This is a genomic window from Acidicapsa dinghuensis, from assembly GCF_025685685.1.
In the GTDB taxonomy this organism is placed as follows: domain Bacteria; phylum Acidobacteriota; class Terriglobia; order Terriglobales; family Acidobacteriaceae; genus Acidicapsa; species Acidicapsa dinghuensis.
In genome coordinates this window covers 344,200-362,705 of the sequence record NZ_JAGSYH010000005.1, presented here as the reverse complement: position 1 = coordinate 362,705, position 18,506 = coordinate 344,200, and the positions used below count along the sequence as shown (strand labels likewise).

At 55.7% G+C, this 18,506-nt stretch carries 14 protein-coding genes; 6 read left to right on the top strand and 8 right to left on the bottom strand.

The window, feature by feature from the left end; all coding sequences use genetic code 11:
• Positions 1–17: 17 nt before the first annotated feature.
• Genes OHL22_RS16395 through OHL22_RS16380 form a run of 4 tightly spaced genes read left to right on the top strand, consistent with a single transcriptional unit; the run spans position 18 to position 6,971 of the window.
• Positions 18–1,040: a YncE family protein gene (locus OHL22_RS16395; protein WP_263339654.1), complete on the top strand. Its 1,023-nt coding sequence runs from the start codon at positions 18–20 to the stop codon at positions 1,038–1,040.
• The gene (locus tag OHL22_RS16390) at positions 1,037–2,542 is read left to right on the top strand and encodes a TolC family protein (protein ID WP_263339651.1); all 1,506 of its coding nucleotides are present in this window, start codon (positions 1,037–1,039) and stop codon (positions 2,540–2,542) included. Before OHL22_RS16395 ends, OHL22_RS16390 begins: the two co-directional genes overlap by 4 nt.
• Positions 2,542–3,837 (top strand): efflux RND transporter periplasmic adaptor subunit, encoded by a 1,296-nt coding sequence (locus OHL22_RS16385; protein ID WP_263339648.1) that lies wholly within the window; start codon positions 2,542–2,544, stop codon positions 3,835–3,837. The genes OHL22_RS16390 and OHL22_RS16385 overlap by 1 nt, the downstream gene beginning before the upstream one ends.
• Complete coding sequence (locus OHL22_RS16380; protein ID WP_263339645.1) at positions 3,834–6,971, top strand: efflux RND transporter permease subunit; 3,138 nt, start codon at positions 3,834–3,836, stop codon at positions 6,969–6,971. The genes OHL22_RS16385 and OHL22_RS16380 overlap by 4 nt, the downstream gene beginning before the upstream one ends.
• Positions 6,972–6,973: 2 nt before the next feature.
• Here OHL22_RS16380 and OHL22_RS16375 read toward each other — a convergent pair whose 3' ends face one another.
• Positions 6,974–8,254: an arsenic transporter gene (locus tag OHL22_RS16375; protein ID WP_263339642.1), complete on the bottom strand. Its 1,281-nt coding sequence runs from the start codon at positions 8,252–8,254 to the stop codon at positions 6,974–6,976.
• A gap of 281 nt (positions 8,255–8,535) precedes the next feature.
• Here OHL22_RS16375 and rhaT point away from each other — a divergent pair, with 281 nt between their 5' ends.
• Positions 8,536–9,693 carry an L-rhamnose/proton symporter RhaT gene (rhaT, locus tag OHL22_RS16370; RefSeq protein WP_263339640.1) on the top strand — a complete coding sequence of 386 codons (1,158 nt, stop codon included), beginning with the start codon at positions 8,536–8,538 and terminating at the stop codon, positions 9,691–9,693.
• Between the two features lie 510 nt (positions 9,694–10,203).
• Here the strand turns inward: rhaT and OHL22_RS25100 are convergent.
• From OHL22_RS25100 to OHL22_RS16355, 4 genes are all read right to left on the bottom strand, one after another.
• Positions 10,204–10,500 carry an FkbM family methyltransferase gene (locus tag OHL22_RS25100; RefSeq protein ID WP_377819602.1) on the bottom strand — a complete coding sequence of 99 codons (297 nt, stop codon included), beginning with the start codon at positions 10,498–10,500 and terminating at the stop codon, positions 10,204–10,206.
• Positions 10,501–10,506: 6 nt separating this feature from the next.
• Positions 10,507–10,803: an FkbM family methyltransferase gene (locus OHL22_RS16365; RefSeq protein ID WP_263339637.1), complete on the bottom strand. Its 297-nt coding sequence runs from the start codon at positions 10,801–10,803 to the stop codon at positions 10,507–10,509.
• 411 nt (positions 10,804–11,214) lie between these two features.
• A complete protein-coding gene (locus tag OHL22_RS16360) occupies positions 11,215–12,312 on the bottom strand; it encodes a substrate-binding domain-containing protein (protein WP_263339635.1) in 1,098 nt (365 codons plus the stop codon).
• 52 nt (positions 12,313–12,364) lie between these two features.
• Positions 12,365–13,552 carry a TIM barrel protein gene (locus tag OHL22_RS16355; protein WP_263339633.1) on the bottom strand — a complete coding sequence of 396 codons (1,188 nt, stop codon included), beginning with the start codon at positions 13,550–13,552 and terminating at the stop codon, positions 12,365–12,367.
• Between the two features lie 497 nt (positions 13,553–14,049).
• Here OHL22_RS16355 and OHL22_RS16350 point away from each other — a divergent pair, with 497 nt between their 5' ends.
• On the top strand, positions 14,050–14,370 hold the full coding sequence (locus OHL22_RS16350; protein ID WP_263339631.1) for an L-rhamnose mutarotase: 321 nt from the start codon (positions 14,050–14,052) through the stop codon (positions 14,368–14,370).
• Positions 14,371–14,400: 30 nt separating this feature from the next.
• Here the strand turns inward: OHL22_RS16350 and OHL22_RS16345 are convergent, their stop codons facing one another.
• From OHL22_RS16345 to OHL22_RS16335, 3 genes are all read right to left on the bottom strand, one after another.
• Positions 14,401–15,828, bottom strand: a complete 1,428-nt coding sequence (locus OHL22_RS16345; RefSeq protein ID WP_263339628.1) for an L-arabinose isomerase family protein — start codon at positions 15,826–15,828, stop codon at positions 14,401–14,403.
• Between the two features lie 15 nt (positions 15,829–15,843).
• Complete coding sequence (locus tag OHL22_RS16340) at positions 15,844–17,307, bottom strand: glycosyl hydrolase family 39 (protein WP_263339625.1); 1,464 nt, start codon at positions 17,305–17,307, stop codon at positions 15,844–15,846.
• A gap of 178 nt (positions 17,308–17,485) precedes the next feature.
• A complete protein-coding gene (locus OHL22_RS16335) occupies positions 17,486–18,484 on the bottom strand; it encodes an amidohydrolase family protein (RefSeq protein ID WP_263339623.1) in 999 nt (332 codons plus the stop codon).
• Between the last annotated feature and the right edge of the window lie 22 nt (positions 18,485–18,506).

Below are 18,506 nucleotides of genomic sequence, written 5' to 3'. Positions count from 1 at the left end.
TTCCGAGGATGCATTCGATGTCAGGCTGGGCCGCTGCGTGCGGTGTCGTCGCGACTCTGCTGTTGCCCGTCTATTCAGCACAGGCGCAGAAGAGTTACAAGGTCGAAGCGAAGTGGACGATCGGCGGCGAGGGCGGATGGGATTATCTGCTCGCGGACTCGAGTGCGCATCGTTTGTATGTGACGCATGGCCAGCGCGTTGAGGTGATTGACCTGGAAGTTGGGAAGCCGGTGGGGGCCATCACGGGATTGAAGGGAACACATGGCGTGGCGCTGGATGCGGACGGAAAGTTCGGATACATCAGCGATGGAGGCGCCAACCAGGTGGTGATCTTTGACCGGCAGAGCTTGCAGACGGTGGGCACGGTGCCTGCCGGGACGAATCCGGATGGCATTGTGTTTGAGCCGGTAACGAAGACGGTGTGGGCCTTCAATGGGCGCAGCAAAGATGTGACGGTGATCGATACGGCATCGCGCAAGGTAATTGCAACGGTGGCGCTGCCGGGGAAGCCGGAGTTTCCGACCGCGGATGGCAAAGGAAATGTCTACGACAACATCGAGGATAAGAACGAGATTGTGCGTCTGGATGCGAAGAGTCCCAAGGTGACGGCGACGTGGTCGTTGGGCAAGTGCGAATCACCCTCGGGTATGGCGATCGATCGTAGCGGGCACCGGTTATTTTCCGTGTGTGACGGCAAAGTGATGGCTGTGGTGGATTATGAGAGCGGCAAGGTGATCGCGACGCCTGCGATTGGAGATGGTCCGGACGCGGCTGCGTATGATCCGAAGACGAAGCTGGCGTTTTCGTCGAATGGGGAAGGCACGTTGACGGTAGTGGATGCGAGCAACAGTCAGTACAACGTTGTGCAGACGCTTACAACGGAGCCGCGCGCACGTACGATGGCTCTTGATGCAGCGACAGGCAAGGTGTATCTGGTCACTGCACAGTTTGGTCCGCGGCCTGCTGCGACTGCGAATAATCCGAGGCCTCGTCCTTCGGTGTTGCCGAATACGTTCACGGTGGTTGTGGCGGGTCAATGAAGAAACAGTTGCTGATGGGTGACGGCTTAATGGCTGTCACCCACTATTCAAAATGGATGGCATTTGGAAGAGCAGTGATGCTTAGTGCAGGAGTGTTTAGCGCTGTGCTGGCTGCGAGAGCGCAGACCAGCACAACGGTTACTCCGCAGGCACAGAAAGCCGAGGTCGTTGTTTCGCCGCAAAGTGCAAATGCTGCGAACGGCGACACTGAACCATTGCTGACGCTTGCAGATGCAATTGCAAAAGCGGAAAAGAATCAACCGGCGTTTGCGGCCGCAGTGGCAGCGAATAAGACAGCTATGCTGGATCGCTCGATTGCTAGGTCAGCGCTGTTGCCCGGCGTGGTGTACCACAACCAGTATCTGTATACCGAAGGGGCCCAGGGAGCTACTGGCTCCGCAAATGCGAGCGCCGGCCAGGCAGCGTCGGCAGGAACACCGCGATTCATTGCGAACAACTCCGTGCACGAATATACGAGTCAGGGTACAGTGACGGAGACGATCGGTGTGCAGGGATTCAATACTCTGGCGCATGCTACCGCTGCAGCTACGGTAGCGAATGCCGAGCTTGAGATTGCACGACGCGGGCTGGTGGCCACGGTTGTGAGCCTGTACTACGGAAGCCAGGCCGCTGATCGCAAAGTCGACATAGCGCAACGGGCGGCCAATGAGGCTGCCGACTTCACTTCAAATACACAAAAGCGGGAAGAAGCGCGCGAAGTGGCTCATGCCGATGTGGTGAAGGCACAGCTGGAACAGCAGGGCCGTGAGCGGGAACTTGCAAATGCGCGGCTGGATAGCGATCGAGCAAAGCTGGAACTTGCAGTGTTGGTGTATCCGGATCCGCGGACGAAGTTTCGGTTGACCGCGTTTGCGATGCCGGCGCCACTGATAAGCAAAGAAGATATTCAGCAGCTGGCGGCACAGAACAACGCGGAGCTTAAGAGCGCGCTGGCATCGCTGAAGGCAGCAAATCTGGATGTGCAGGGCGCACGAGCCGCGTATTTGCCGGATCTGTCGCTGCAGTATGCGTATGGTATCGATGCGCCGCAGTTTGCGGTGCATGCGCCGGATGGTACTCGGAACCTCGGCTACGAAGCCACGGCGACGCTGGATATTCCGGTGTGGGACTGGCTGGCGACCCACCATCGTGTGCAGCAAAAAGAGGCGCAGAGAGATGTGGCGCGTGTGACGCTGACGGATACGCAGAAGCGATTGATCGCCGACCTGGACACGGCGTATGCAGAGGCAACGGTGGCGCGAGATCAATTGGGGTCCCTTGCGAAGAGTGTTGATATGGCGCGCGAAAGCCTGCGGCTGGCGCGGTTGCGCTATACAGCTGGCGAGGCAACAGTGCTGGAAGTGGTGGATGCGCAGACGACAGTGGCAGCGCAGGAGAACGCCCAAGAAGACGGCATGACGCGATATGAAGCGGCGATTGCCAATCTACAACTGCTGACAGGCCAGAGCTTGACTGAGCAAGGGCCCACGGGAACGAACTGATGAAGGCATGGAAGATGCAATCGATGACTGGTGTGGCGCTGGCGTGCGTGATGCTGGCAATGGCTGGGTGCAAGAAGGCAGAGGAGACACCGGCTGCTGTTGCGGCAGTGGAAGCTGCGACGCCCAAAGTTGGTGAGATTGCCGCGGAGATCCATGCGGATGCGACGTTGTCTCCGCTGGCTCAGGCGGCGATTGAGCCGAAGGTGACGGCGCCAGTGGAGAAATTCGTTGTGCAGCGCGGCGACAAGGTGAAACAGGGACAATTGCTGGTGGTGCTGGAGAATCGAGATCTCTCCGCTGCGGCGATGGACAATGAGGGTGCCTACACATCGGCAGAAGCGTCCTATCAGACCGCAACTAAGGCGACTGTTCCTGAAGACTACACGCGGGCACAACTTGATCTTGCGCAGGCGAAGGCGAATTTCGATCTCAGCGAAACGATCGTGAAAGCTCGCACACAGTTGTTTGCGCAGGGGGCTATTCCGGGGCGTGATCTTGATACGGCAAAGGCGGCGCTGGTGCAGGCGCAGTCTGCATATGACCTCGCAAAGCAGCATTTTGAAGCGGTGCAGAAGACGAGCAATCAGGCGGCACTAGAATCCGCAAAAGGACAGCTTCAATCAGCAAAGGGAAAGTTTGAAGGCGCAAAGGCGCAGTTGAGCTACACAGAGATTCACAGCCCGATCAGTGGATATGTGACGGATCGACCATTGTTTGCGGGCGAAACTGCGACAGCGGGAACGCCAGTGATTACGGTTATGGATACATCGGCGCTAATTGCGAAGGTGCATGTTGCGCAGTTGCTTGCACAGCAATTGAAGGTGGGCGGCGAAGCGAGTCTGCAAGTTCAGGGTGCGGATAAAGAGGTTCCGGCGAAGATTGCATTGATTAGTCCGGCGCTGGATGCTGGAAGCACGACGATTGAAGTCTGGGTTCGGATCGAGAATCCGAAGAACCAATTGAAAGCAGGCACGCCGGTGCAGGTGACAATGACTGGTCGCGAGGTTCCGAACGCGCTGCTGGTACCAACGTCGGCGATTCTCTCGAGCGCAGGTGGGGCAGAAGGTGCGGCCGGTAAATATGTGTTGGTGATCGGTGGAGACAGCACGGTGAAGAAACGGCCGGTGACTGTTGGTGTCCAGACCGAGGATCAAACGCAGATTCTTTCGGGCATTACATCGAAGGACATGGTGGTGACTGCCGGGGGATTTGGCCTGGATGAGGGCACGAAGGTGAAGATTGGTGCGCCTGATAAGGGCGACGATGACAAAGCCGCAGGTGGAGACGACAAATGAGCCTTGCGGTGATGCCATTGGCCGAGAAGCCGTTCTGGCTCAAGCGGCTTTCCACGCCGATTTTCTTCTTCCTTACCGCACTGACGATTGCGGGCATCTACGCCGCGTTGCAGGTGCCGATCGCGGTGTTTCCGGACACGAATTTTCCGCGTGTAGTGATTGGCGTGGATAACGGCGTCATGCCCGTAGAGCAGATGCAGGTGACGATCACCAAGCCGATTGAGGATGCGGTCAATTCGGTGCCAGGGCTGATGACGGTGCGCAGTATCACGAGCCGCGGATCGGCGGAAGTAAGCCTGTTTTTCAACTGGAACGTTGATATGGTGACGACGCTGCAGCTGACGGATGCGGCGCTTGCCAAGGTGCAACAGACGCTGCCGGCGTCGGCACGTATCACTACGAACAGGCTAACGTTTGCGACGTTTCCAATTTTGGGCTATGCACTAACAGCGGATGATCGTGGAGCGAAGACGGTTTCGCAGACGGAGCTTTGGGATCTGGCTACGTACGAGCTTAAGCCGCCGCTGAATCGCGTGGATGGTGTGAGCACAGTGGTGGTGCAGGGTGGCAAGGTGCCGGAGTTCCACATCATTCCGAATCTGGCGCGGCTGCAGGCGACGGGCATTACGATGCTGGATCTGCAGAACGCTGTGCAGGCGGCGGACATTATCGATTCGCCGGGCTTGTATGAGAGCGATCACCAGCTTGTACTGGGGCTTATTGGCGCGCAGGCGCATAGTGTCGACGAACTAGCGAATCTGACGATTAAGACGACGGCGGGTGGTGCGCCGATTCGAGTGGCGGATGTGGCAACGGTTGAGCCTGGAGTGATGCCTGTCTACACCACGGTTACAGCAAACGGCAAGCCGGCTGTGCTGTTGAATATTGCGCGGCAGATTTCATCGAACACGGTGCAGGTAGCGGATGCTGTTGCGCAGGAGGTAGCGCGTTTACAGAAGACGCTGCCGGATGGTGTGAGGTTGACGCCGTTTTACGATCAATCGCAACTGGTGCGGGATTCGATCAGTTCGGTGCGCGACGCGATTTTGATTGGCCTTGTACTTGCTTGCGTGATCCTGTTTCTCTTTCTGCACGACTGGCGCTCGTCGCTGATTGCGGGACTGGTGATTCCAGTTACAGTTGCGATTACGATTCTCTTTCTGTGGGCGATTGGGCAGAGCTTTAATCTGATGACACTGGGCGGACTGGCTGCTGCGATTGGGTTGGTGATTGATGACGCGATCGTAGTGGTGGAAAACATCGCCGTGCATCGCGAGTCGGGCCAGTCGCGTGTTGGCGCGGTGCGCCAGGCGCTCGGTGAGATTACGACACCTTTGATTGGCTCAACGATCACGCCGGTGGTGGTGTTTCTGCCGTTGATCGCAGTAACGGGAGTGACGGGCAGTTTCTTTCGCGCGCTGGCGGTGACGATGACAGCCGCTTTGCTGACGTCTCTGCTGCTGGCGCTTACGTGGACTCCTGCGCTGGCGATTGCGTTGCCGGGTGAAGAGAAGGGCGAGGAGGTCGCGCGTGATCTTGAAGACGTGGATGCCCTGCATGTACACTCGGCCGGTAAGTTCATGACCAGGATATTGGCGGTGCATTCAAAGGCACTGGACTTTTCGCTGCGAAATCCGGTCGTGCTTGCGGTTGCTTGCGGAGTGCTTGTGATTGGCGGGTACTTCACGTACACGCAACTGGGCTCAGATTTGTTGCCGGAGATGGATGAGGGCGGATTTGTTCTGGATTACATCATGCCAGCGGGGAGTTCGCTGACGGAGACGAATCGCGTGCTGCAGCACGTGGAGCAGATATTGCGCGACACGCCGGAGGTGGAAATTACCTCACGCCGTACGGGGCTGCAAATGGGGCTGGCGGCAGTGACAGAAGCCAACACGGGCGACTTTACGGTGAAGCTGAAGAGCAAGCGCTCACGAGCAATTGATGATGTGATGGCGGATGTACGCGATGAGATCAAGAAGACTGAGCCGGAGCTGGATGTTGAGTTTACGCAGGTGTTGCAGGATATGATCGGCGATCTTTCGAATTCGCCGGAACCTATTCAGGTCAAGCTCATCTGCGATGATCAGAATCTATTGAACCAGCTTGGGCCGCGAGTGCAGGATGCGATTAACAAGATTCCAGGTGTGGTAGATACGGAGAACGGAATTGACAATACGATCAGTGGTCCGGCGACGAATTTCGAGATAAGCCCGGTGCTGGCGGCGCAATATGGGTTTACCACACAGGAGATCGCCGAAGACGCGACATCGATACTGGATGGGCTGCCGATTCCTGATCCGATGATTGTGAACGGAAGACCCTATACGATACGGATTCGGCTGCCTGATGAGAACCGAGCATCGCTTGATGCGATCGCGAATACGGTCTTCAACTCATCGAGTGGGCATACAGCAACGCTTGACGCAATAGCAAAGATCACACAACTGCCACCACAAAACGAGATTCGCAGGGAGAACTTGCAGCAAATGATTGCTGTGACAGGGCGGCTTGAGGGCAGCGACCTGGGGACGGCAATGGCGAAGGTACGAGCGACCGTCGATAGCTTGCATCTGCCTTCGAATGTTCGTGTGCAGTATGGCGGGACGTATGAGGAGCAGCAGAAGTCATTTCGTGAGCTATTGCGTGTGCTGCTGATGGCGCTGGTGCTGGTGTTTGGTGTGCTGCTGGCGGAGTTTCGGAACTTCTCCGCGCCAGTGGCGATTCTGACTAGCTCGGTGTTGTCGATTGCGGGTGTGGTGCTGGCATTGCTGGTTACGAAGACTACGTTTAATGTTGCGAGCTTTATCGGACTGATTATGGTGATTGGCATTGTGGCAAAAAATGGCATCTTGTTGCTGGATGCGGACGAGAAGCTGCGCAGGTTGGGGGCTGATCCGCGAGAGGCGATGCGACAGGCAGCGCAACGAAGACTCAGGCCGATTGTGATGACGGCGATTGCAGCTATCTGTGGCATGTTACCGCTTGCATTTGCGATCGGTTCCGGCTCACAGATGCTGCAGCCACTGGCCATAGCGGTGATTGGCGGTGTGCTTCTGTCAGTTGTACTGTCACTTGTGGTGACGCCGGTAGTGTATTACGAGCTGACACGGCGACGGACGGCGCGGATGTAACGCTATCCACCAAGAAGCATGTGCGTAAGCAAGGCTGTGCCTATCGCTCCAAACAGAGCGAGAGGCATTGCTATGACGCCAATGCGCAGGAAGCTCCAGAAGGTAACGTGTTGCTGTTCGCGGCGCAGGGCGATGAGCCAGAGGATCGTCGCGAGCGATCCTGTGACGGATAGGTTGGGGCCGAGATCAATGCCGATCAGCACCGATAGAGCCAGCAGGCCGCTGGTATGAGTTGAGCGAACCGCAGAGCCGGCGATGAGTCCGAGAGGCAGGTTGTTGACGATGTTGTTGGCGATGCCAACCGCGAAGCTTGCAACCAGGGCTCCGATCCACTCATTTTGATGAACTGCCCAGAGCAGCGCGGCCTGAGACATGTGCAATGCTCCGATGGTTTCGACGGCGCGGACCAGGATGAAGAGCGCTGCAACGAGAGCGATGGTGCTCCAACTGATTTCACGCAACAGTCTGGTGGGGCTGGTGCGCGTGCGTAGGGACAGGAAGGCAGTGAACGCCACGGCGCAGAGGCAGGTGGGCAGGCCGAGATCTTTGCCCAGGCTGGACGCAGTGATAAGAATAACTGCGGTAAGCGCAATACTGAGGAGAACGAGCTTGCCAGATGGTGAGAGCGAATCGTTTGTGGTCTCGCTTTCACTTTCAGGGTCGGTGGTTTCAGCCAATTCCTTTTTGAAGAGATAACGCAGAGTCCAATAGGTGATAACTATGGAAACGATGGATGGCGCGGCAAAGGCAAGAAGCCAGTGTGCCAACGGCGGGATAGATCTGTCGTATACGACCAGATTTGCAGGGTTTGAGATGGGCAGAATGAAAGATGCAGCATTAGCGATAAGCGCGCAGGCGAAGAGATAAGGTAATGGCGAGACGCGAGTTTTACGTACGGCGGCGAGGACGGCAGGAGTCAGGACGACAGCCGTGGCATCGTTAGAGAGCAGAGCAGTGACGGCGATGCCAATGAGATAGATAAGGGTGAAGAGACGCGAGGCTGATCTGCGTGAGTGATGTGCGGCGACCGAGGAGAGCCAGTCAAAGACCCCGTGTTCGCGGGCCAGCTCTGAGAGCAGCATCATGCCGATGAGAAAGAGATAAACATCTGTTCCCTCGGCGATGGCGCTGCCTGCCAGGCGCAGCGGGATGAGGCGGAAAACAACGAGAGCAATCGCACCGCTGCCAACCCACCAGATTTCGGCGATCCCGCGTGGACGCACGAGCATGAACGCGATGCTGAGAGCGACGATGATACCCAGGATGATGTGTGCAGGATGCATTCAGAAGTGGTCGTCGGTGAAACGTATTAGAAGGGTCAGAATATCAACGGCAAGCTAACTCTTGCGGCTCAGGATTGCTCGTCTTCCTTTCATCAGCCATCGCGAGAATTGCTTTGACAAGTGTGTTGGCGATTGCGTAGGTTTCCGAAAGAAAAGATATTTCATTAGGGAGATTCGTGCATTTCAGGCTCTCCCACAGATGGGATCGCAGAGCGGAGATTTCCTTTGCGCCTCTTCGTCTCATAGATTACAAGCGCGGCGCGAATCGGTCGGGAGGAAGCTTGGGCGCGAATCCGTTACTGGGAGTTTTTCTGCACTGGCTGGGCGGTCTGGCATCAGCCAGTTTTTATGTGCCTTATAAGAAGGTTCGCGGTTGGTCATGGGAGATCTATTGGTTGGCCGGCGGCGTGGTGAGCTGGATCGTCATGCCGTGGCTGATGGCCAGTTTGCTGTCGCAGCATTTGCTTGCTGTGCTGCATGAGGCGCCCGGATCGGCTATGTTCTGGCCCTTCTTTTTTGGGCTTCTATGGGGATTTGGCGGGCTTACGTTTGGGCTGACGATGCGGTACCTGGGGCTGTCGCTGGGGATGGCAGTGGCGCTGGGGTATACGGCGGTTTTTGGGACGCTGGTACCGCCGATCTTTCATGGGCAGTTTGGGCAGCTACTGACACAGCGGTCTGGGATCATCATCCTCGTTGGCGTGGGAATCTGCGTGCTGGGCATCCTGTTTGCCGGGGCGGCGGGTATTTCGAAAGAGAAGGAGCTGCCGGAGCAGCAGAAGCTCGCGAGCATTGAGGAGTTCAACCTGAAGCTTGGGCTGGCGGTGGCGACTTTCTGCGGGATCATGAGCTCGTGCTTTGCGTTTGGACTGGATGCGGGCACGCCGATCAAGGAATTGACGCTGAAGTATGGCACGAGCACGATGTGGCAGGGATTGCCGGTGCTGGTGGTGGTATTGATGGGCGGGTTCGTCACGAACTTTGTGTGGTGCATGATTCTGAGTACGCGCAATAAGACGTTTGGCGAGTATCTACGGATTCCAGAAGGTGCAGCAGAGACCGCGGCCGGTGAGCATCCACGGCTGGAGAATGCGGTTGATGCGGCTTCCACTGAGATGGCGATTGAAGCGAAGTCGCTCACGGGCGGCAAGCCTTCGATCACCGTAAATTATCTTTTCTCTGCGCTGGCCGGGGCGACGTGGTACATGCAGTTCTTCTTCTACACGATGGGCGAGACGCAGATGGGGCGATACAAGTTTTCAAGCTGGACGCTGCACATGGCGAGCATCATTATCTTCAGCACGTTGTGGGGCGTGGCGCTGAAAGAGTGGCATGGTGTGAGCCGGCGGACGAAGTCGCTGGTTTATCTGACACTGCTTACGCTGATCGGCTCGACGGTGATTGTGGGGTATGGGAACTACCTCGCGATTCACCCGTAACTGCTGAATTCCTCGCGGGTTCACCCTTTGGCGGAAATATGGGATCGTGGCTGGATCATGCGGTTGAAATTGCTCCACGTGGTGCAATTTGTTGCGGCAGGTTATCAGAGCGCGGCCCTGATCACGGATTTTGCTCTACGTAGAGCAATGTTCCTCGTGGAACATTCTGTCTGAGGCTGATGAGAGCCGCGAGGCTATGTCAAGCGAAAATTCCCGCAACTTACTGGCTCAGTTAGCGATCGATTTACGTGGAATTATGAGTGTTTATGCCTGGACCGAAGAGTCGCGGGGAGATTATGCCTGTTGTGCTATGTTTCACGCTCGACAATTGTCGAGCACTGGATCATTCAACCTAAAAGCAATCCCGTCAAACTGTAAAGTATGTCCGGAGATGTTTTGTAAAGCATCTCCTAGAGCTCGACAACAAAGAACGTAGAAAGGATGGGGCACTCTGGGAGTTGTAGCAGTTAGCAGATGAAGAAGACGAGCACGGGCCACCCACCGAGCAGGTTACTTCGCCAGAAAGAGATAGTCTCGAAAATCTGCCGCTTTGTATCGCAGATTATCTGACGAGGCCACGTGGTACCCACAACTGCTCAGGAGCTCAAACAGATCCTCTATTTTTTGACCGTTTGGAAGCCATTTAGGGTGGGTCGCGATGATGAGTGCTGATTGATTTTGGGTCAAAAGGCGTTTTGCTCCTTCACAAACCCATATCTCCGAACCCACGGTGTCGATCTTGATCAGGCGGGGCACGAGTCCGCTCTGCTTCGAGTAGGAATCGAGGGTGATGCCTTCGACCTGGATAACGGTTTAGCCTCTTGGTCCGTTTTCCATCTCCTCGATTTCGACCAGCGAGTTCATGGCAGAATCGCCATCGCCCTCGAGTATGAATGGGGTGACTGCTGAGTCCTCCCTGGTGACAGCCTTGGAGACGATCTCCATCTGTGTGAGGCGGTTCACCTGCTTGTGGAAACGCAAGAAACGGAGCAACACTGGTGACGGCTCAAAGGCTACTACTTTGCCGCTCCGTCCCGTCTGTCTTGCAGCGGCTACAGAGAGCCATCCCTGATGCGCTCCCGCATCGGAAAAGACATCGCCAGATTTCAAGTGTCTGTTGATCCACTGTAGAACGCTCTCGTCCCATAGCACATGATTCCACAGGCGGGAATGCGTCCATACCGGTTTTTCCCAAAGCATCTTCGGCAATGGAAGCCCGATCCAATCAATGCTGTGCTTGAGTGTCGCTGAAGCGCCGGTGTGTATTTTTTCAAGCCGGAATTGATTGCGCCAAACATCCTGATTCTCGATCCACGGTGCTGTTTGCCGGAGCAATGATATCGAGATTCATCGTTCCACACGGGAGGGAAAAAGTTGTTTGCGAAATGTCATTTGATGGACAAACCAAAAGGGGCGGTTTCCCGCAGAGAGCGGGGAATAGGGGACAATAACGGTTCGTGCTGGAGCGTGAATCTGTTCCCAGGTCTCAGAATCGAGACCTGGGGGACACTGCGGCAGAGGTCAGGCTTCGCTTTCGGCGAGGCTGTCTGGCGTGACTACATGATGGCGCACGTAGTTGTATGGCGGAACGATGTGTCCACGCAGGAGCGCAATGCCGATCTGGATGAGACGCGGGCCATAGCTTTCCGCTCCGTGTGAGATAGAGCCGATGATGGCTGATTTGCCGCTGCGCATCTCGTCGAGAACCTCCGGGATACAGTCCTGGCCGACAATGGCAAACTCCTGTTCGCGGCCGGCCTGACGTGCGGCGTCGAGCACGCCGAGGGCGCTCGAGTCAGTGGATGCGGCGACGAGGATGCGCTGGCCTTTGCGGTGATTGCGCAGGAATTCAGATACAGCGAGAGCGCTGGCCTGGCGCATACCGCGGCCTTCCAGGCGCAGGAATCGCTCTGCGGGAGTCTGGTCGAGGCGCTCGCGGATGCCTTCGAAGGCGCCGGTAATGCGGCTTTGCACGAAGCTGCCGGCTTCAGAGAAACCTATGCCTAATATCCAATCAACCTTGCCTTTCCATTGATTGCGTGCATATTGGCTGAGCACCATGCCGGCTTCGTAACCGACCTCAAAGTTGTCGACGCCGAAATAAGTGGCGTTGGGATGAGGAACGTCGATGGCGACGAGAGGGATTTCAGCTTTCTTGAAGATGTGGGCGACGTGAGGCGCTACGTGTTCCTCGACCTGAAATTCCAGGACGAGATCGACGCGCTGGCGGACGAATTCTTCGGCGTTGTGGACGGCAATGTCGGGGTCATACCGGTTGTCGAGCTGGATCAATTCGACGCCTGCGGCAGCAGCAGCAGCAGCGACGCTGGTAGCCACGGCGACTGAGAAAGGCATCTCGGCGCTTTGCGCAGCGAAGCCGAAACGCAGCCGGCGTGGACGTGAAACGAGCCGGTATTCGCCGGTTTGAGTCTGGGCTACGTAGCCGCGGTGTACGAGTGTTTTGAGAATGCGATAAACGCTAGTCTTGGAGATGCTGGTTTGTTGATATACCTCTTCAAGGGCGATCGGACCATTCTGCTTTTCTAATAGCTCCAGAACATCCAATGCCTTGGAGAGAATGGGAATCAGGTAGAGGCGCTTGATCTTCGGTTTCGCCAAACTGGCGGTCCTCCCTTGGCAGCCGGTGAATATGACAGCTTAGTTAACCATCCTATGCATAGGAGCTCACGGCTGCCAACTTTCCACCTCGTTCGCGGGCAATGCGATCGACATAGCCACTTTCTTTCAGAGCAGCGAGTGGGTCTTCGGGCAGGCCGCGCAAGCGACGCCATTCGCGCACGAGCGGGCGCACGTCTGTCCAAAAGGCGTCGCGGAAGAGTTCTTCAGATGAAATGAGGTCGCAGGAAGTCTGAAGTTTCGCGAGTGCTTCACGATCGACGAGTGCGGCTTTGAGCCATAGTTCCTGCGCGGTGGCAACAGTTTGGATCATTGCCTCCATCTTGCCTTTGAGATTGTGGCTTTGATCGATCATGAAGGCGGTCTGCAGGAGGGCCTTTGGGCCAGAGAGATGAATCTCGTGGAAGATGCGGAATATCTGGTAGGGGTCGATAGATCCGAGTGTGAGATCGTCGTCGGCATAACGCCGGTCATTGAAGTGGAAGCCACCGAGAAGATTGAGGTGCAGGAGCCAGGTCACGATCTGCTCGATGTTCTGCGCGGCGTAGTGATGGCCGGTGTCGACGAGAACAACGGCCTGCGGGCCAGTGTGCATGGCAAGATGGGCAGCCATGCCCCAGTCTGCAATGTCGGTGTGATAGAAGGCAGGCTCGAAGGGCTTGTATTCGATGAGCAGGCGCTGATTTGGCGCGAGTGCGGCGTGGGTGCGCTGGAGGGCTTCTTCAAGCCACTCGATACGCCTGCGCATGCTTTGTGTGCCGGGGTAATTGGAGCCGTCAGGCATCCAGAGGGAGATGTCGCGTGAGCCTAGTTCGCGAGCGATAGCTACGGAGTCGAGCAGGTGCGCAAAGGCTTTCCCGCGTATCTCAGCAGATGGGTTGCATAAGGAGCCGAATTTGTACTCCTGATCCTGAAAAAGGTTGGGATTGATGGATCCGGAAGCGATGTTGTACTGCTTTTCGAGAGTCTTTATGGTCGCCGCATCGGAGAGACCGTTGGGAAGATCCCACAGAACATGCAATGCCATCGTCGGAGTGATGCCGGTGAGCTTGTGCACCATGCCGGCATCGGAAAATTTTTCTTCGAGGGTCGATGCGGCGGCAGGCTGGAGAAATTTGCCGAAGCGTGTGCCGGTGTTGGCGAAGCCCCACGAGGGAATCTCGATCTGAAAGGAATCCAGTGCCTGGAACGCATTTTCTTGTATGGATGAGACTGAGTGCATGAGCGCTCCTGCGCAACTTCGGATGCTGCCAACCTGGTGATGCGCTTGCACAGTTCAGAGTAGGCAAGACAGAAGCAAAACGCAGGGTTGCATAAGAATGCTAGAGCAGAGCGAGTCTGATTGTCTAATGTAATTTGTTGCGATTGGGAACTTATGCGTGTACGTTATGGCGCTTTTGTATCAGGGCGAAAAGAACATCGGAAACGTACGCACGCTTCACAATGTTGGAGGTTCTGTCTATAAAATCCACTCAACTAGGTGAAGATTAGAGCCTCATTCGGAGTTCAATGAGGAAATAACATTGCGATTGGTATTAGCGAGGGTTGAGTGGTCGACAGACGTTGTATGTCTTCATTGTAGGACGTTGCGAATGCCTGAAAAGCTTAGGGTTGTCACTGGGAAATTTGCCGATACTCTTTTCGGAGCCTACAAAACGTTGTTCGTGGAGTTGCTGAGCAGATATATCGCGCAGCAGACGCATTGGGATTGGAGGATGTATGCGCAGGATTGCATTTCTTCTGCGACTGAAGCCCAGAACAGGGCCGGATTATGATCGCGATCATGCCGCGGTATGGCCGGAGATGCTTGCGCTGTTGAAGCGGGCGGGCATTTCGGAATATTCGATCTTTCGACGCGACGAGCTGCTTGTACTGTCAATGCGTATGGAAGATGATTTCAACACCGTGTGGGACAGGATAGAAGCCGATCCGGTGAATGCAAGATGGCAGCAGGCAATGAGCGCATACTTTCTGCCTGTGCAGGAGACGCGCGATGGAGAGCGATTTCCGTTTATGCAGGAGGTTTTTTATCTGCCTTAACCGCAGTGTCTGCGGTTAAACAAGGAGAATTTAGCAGATCTGGACGAAGGGGATTTGAAGCAGGCGGGCCAGCTTGCTTAGCTTGCCTGCGATGTGTCCGATGCCGACGGCGCAGTGATGGGCGGGACCTTGCTCGTTCCAGGACTCTACAAAAGACTTTGCGCCGATGGGGAATGCGTAATGGCTGTTGGTGTTGCCAATGTGGAGTGTTTGTCCAGGAACAGACTGACCCTGCGCGATGACGAATTTGAAGCCGTGCGTACGGTCTTCGGCAACGGAAAGCAAGGTTACGGGGCCGTGCTTGACCGACATCTCTACGGAAAGGCCGCGGCCAACTTTGCCGTGATAAACGGTGAGCGGGCGAACCTTGGTTTTGGTTTCGGCAATGGCGATATGACCGGGGCCGTCGTGGCCCATAAGCACGTGGTCCCGCACGAAGTCGATGGCGTAGTACTCGGTGAAGGAACCGCCAGCGCCGAAGCTGTCGATGATCTTCATGGCCAGTGCATTCTTGACCTCGTACTCGCCTGCGACAGGGATGCCGCGCGCGGTGAGCAGGGAAGTGCCAAGGATGATGGAGCTCATGGTGTCTTCGTTGGCTGGGATGCCGCTGCCTTTGTAGTAGTAAGCGAGTGAATGCAGATCGTGTTTGCCAACGAAGCGGTCGAGCGCTATCGAAGTGCGAGCTGCTCGGGCTAGCTCTTCAGCAGTGCAGTCGGGTTGGATATCGAAGTCATTGTGAAATGTGGCGATGCATCGCTCTATCTCTACTTCGGTCACTTCAGAGCGGAGGGCGCTGAGTTCATCGACTTCCAAGTGCTCGATATGTGTGCCGAAGGTGATGGAGACCTGCGTGAGATCGGTGACGATGTCGAGCATGCCGCTGTAGTAGTGCCCGAGTAGTCCCAGGCGGTTGTTGGTGAGGAGCTTCTTGACACGAGCAGCTGCTATCCACTCGCTTACTTCATGCCAAGTTGCTGTGTCGTTGAGAATGCCGATGATCTGATGAAAGGGAATGTCGGCGCGAGTGAGAACATTGGTGATTTCAGGGACTGGACATGCGGAGCAGTATGCGAGCCACTCGCCGGTCATTGCGGTACGGTCTGGGAGCTGGTTGAAAGCTGCGTAGTCGATGGCTGCGGTAGGCTGCAGATTGAGCAGCAGGACTGGGATACCGGCGCGTTGCACCATGGGCAGAACGGTATTGGAGAGCGCGTAGGTAGTGATGTAGATGATGAGCAGATCGGCGTTGGTGGCACGGCATCGGTCACCGGCTTCGCGGCTCATTTGCGGAGTGCCGACGAGATTCAACGACACGATGGAAGCACCGCATTTTTCAACGTGATGCGCGGCTTCGCGCAAATAGCCTTCGAGGCGTTCTTTGAGACCGGCGAATTGCGGCCAGTATGCTTCGAGGCCAATACCGTACAGGGCAACGTTTAACTGTGAATCTGACATGCAGCGCTCGATTCGCTATTGCCTGGCAGTGAGAATGGTTACCGCGTACGGAGCAAGTGTGAGTTGGCCACTGGCCTTACCCGTACGTGGCGCGTCGTCTCCGGTCTGCTCATCGATGGTAAGTGAAGAGGCGTTCTCGAAGTCAAAGTTAAGCGCGACGGTTTTCTCGCTGTTGCTCTTGTTGATGAGCATAACCTTCCTGCCTTGTGGCGTATCGAAGCCCTGGGCGATGACGTCTGCAGTATTGGAGTCGCTTGCTACGAGTTTGTCGCCGGGGTGGAAGTTGTCCTTGATCATCCTGAGCACCCAGTAGCGCGCGTTGGGCTTGCCAGTCTTGAAGTTGATCATGGAGACGCTTGGGTATTGTGACGGATAACCAACGAGCTGTGATTCACCGATGACATCGACGCCTAGCTGTGCCAGCTCAACGTATAGATAGGCATAGAGAGCGCCTGCGGCATTCCAATAGCGCTGCGGGATGCGGTTGAAGGTTAGGCGCGCGTCGGAGGATTCGGCGTTGTCGTTGGGAAGAATGACGCCAAGCTCGTCCGTGTCGATTTTGGTTTCTGATGAAAGACGGTCGCGGATAGCAAGGATGTAACGCGTAGCGGAGAGAAATCCGTCGGCCTGATCGAAGAAGCTGTACTGCCATGTGTTGAGGTCTTCGCCCTCTTCCGGTGTGGCATAGAAGTGAAAAGAAATGTAGTCGAGCGGGATACCGGGTTTATGGTGCTTATGGTCGAGGAAGTATTCGAAGAATCTCGGGTTGTCTCTTGGGGCGGCTAGCGCGAGGCCCATGAACTTGGTATTGGGGCTGACTTTGTGAATTGCCGAGACGATGGCATCGTAGCGAAGAGTATAGTCCTCGGGAGTAGTGCTGTGTTCGGCTTCGACTTCGTTCAGGACTTCCCAGTAGGGAAAGGTGTAATGATAGCCGGACTCGTGGTGTTTGCCGTTTTCGTCAGTGAAGCCGCCCCGTGTGTACCAGCTTACGAGCCGTGCAAAGTAATCGCCGAGCTCTTTGCCTGACGGATCACGCAGTTGTGTGCCTTGCGTGTAATTCCAAAAGACCTCGTTGGGGTCTGCCGGGTATTGAACAGGTTTGTCGGTCTTGAACATCCACGCTGGAATGGTGCTGAAGTTGATGACGGTGGAGTGACCTGAGGTTGCGTTGAGGAAGTCCTTGGTGACAGGGTCGATGTAGGTGAAGTCCCACGAAGTTTTGTCTTTCGTAGGTGGATCCAACTCGGCGACCGCGATTTTGGGGTAAGGGAGCCAGGGTACATAGCGAACATAGTCAGCGCCGAGGTCTTTGAGGGCGCTGAAGGAGCCATCGTGGATTGGCGCGCCAGGATTGAGCATGGGATTGGTGACGACTTGTAGCGTAGGCGTGGAACGGGAAACAATCAGCGTCTTGTTCCAATCGATGTGGAGTTTTGGCTTTTCCTGTCCGAACGCAGCCATTATGCATGTCAACATGAATGCGATCACTACACATGCTTTGCGTCTTGGACTCTGCTGTAGCTTCATGTATCTCTCCAATGCTCGACAATTCTGTACGGTATTTGGTGCTGCTGTACAAAGGCAAAGGTTTTCGATGAGTGCGAATGCGGGGTGCAGCAGGTGGACAGCGGCGCGGCATGCGAATCCTCGTGGTTCAAGAAGCGTTGAGCAGACACTGCTGCGCGGTAGTGAGTGCATTCCAGCGATATACGCTGTGGGAGTTTCTCCAGAAATATTTCTGCTGTGCTGCTTCACTGCGTGTGGCGATGTAGCTTTGTGCGAGATGGAAGACCTGATCGTATGTCGCTAAAGAGTCGCTGTTTGGCCAGTCGCTGCCGAAGTAAATGCGGTCTTCGCCAAAAAGATCCCAGAGTTGATCGAGGCTGTCTTTATATGCGGAGAGATCAAGCGGGATTTCGCTGCCAATGCGATGGATGATTTCGGAGCCTTTGACATAGATCTGCGGACGATGTGCTAGCTCGCGGAGATTTGTGCTGTATTCAGAGCGTCTTACTGCGTCAGCGGGAATGGTTGCATTGGGCAGGTGATCGAGAACGATGCGGAGATTCGGAACCTGATCAGAGATACGCACAACAGCGGCGAGCAGGTCTGCATCGGGGTTGGCGGTTTCGAGGACCAGATCAGCTTGTGCAAGTGTCTTCAGGCCGTGAATGAAAGCGGAATTTGAAGATGCAGCAAGGATATTGCGGTTCCAGAGATTGCCATAGCGAATGCCCAGAAAGAGTGGGCTGCGGTGGAGATGATCGAGTGTCGCGGCGAAGTCGGGAGATTCAGGAAGAAGATTGCCGATGAAGCCGAGGAGAAGCGGATTGCTTTCGCAGGTATCACGAAGCCAGAAGTTATCGATGAGCCATGGACTGGCTTCCACGGCGATGGCTCCGATGATGCCATGAGGTTGAACCAGATGCTCATAACGAGCGGGTAAAGCAGGTTTGTAGAGTACTGTGTCGTCATGCGTTGGCCATGGAACGCCGCCAGGGCGTGTGGGATCGAATAGATGAATGTGAGAGTCGATGGCAGGCATGGATTGTTTTGCGGCAGATAGCGGCAAAACTGCTGTGGCTGTAGCGAGTGCCGTAATGGATTGGAGTACAGCTCGCCTGTTCATTGGGTCGGCATAAAAAGAAGGCATACCGCAGGATCATCCGTGGCAT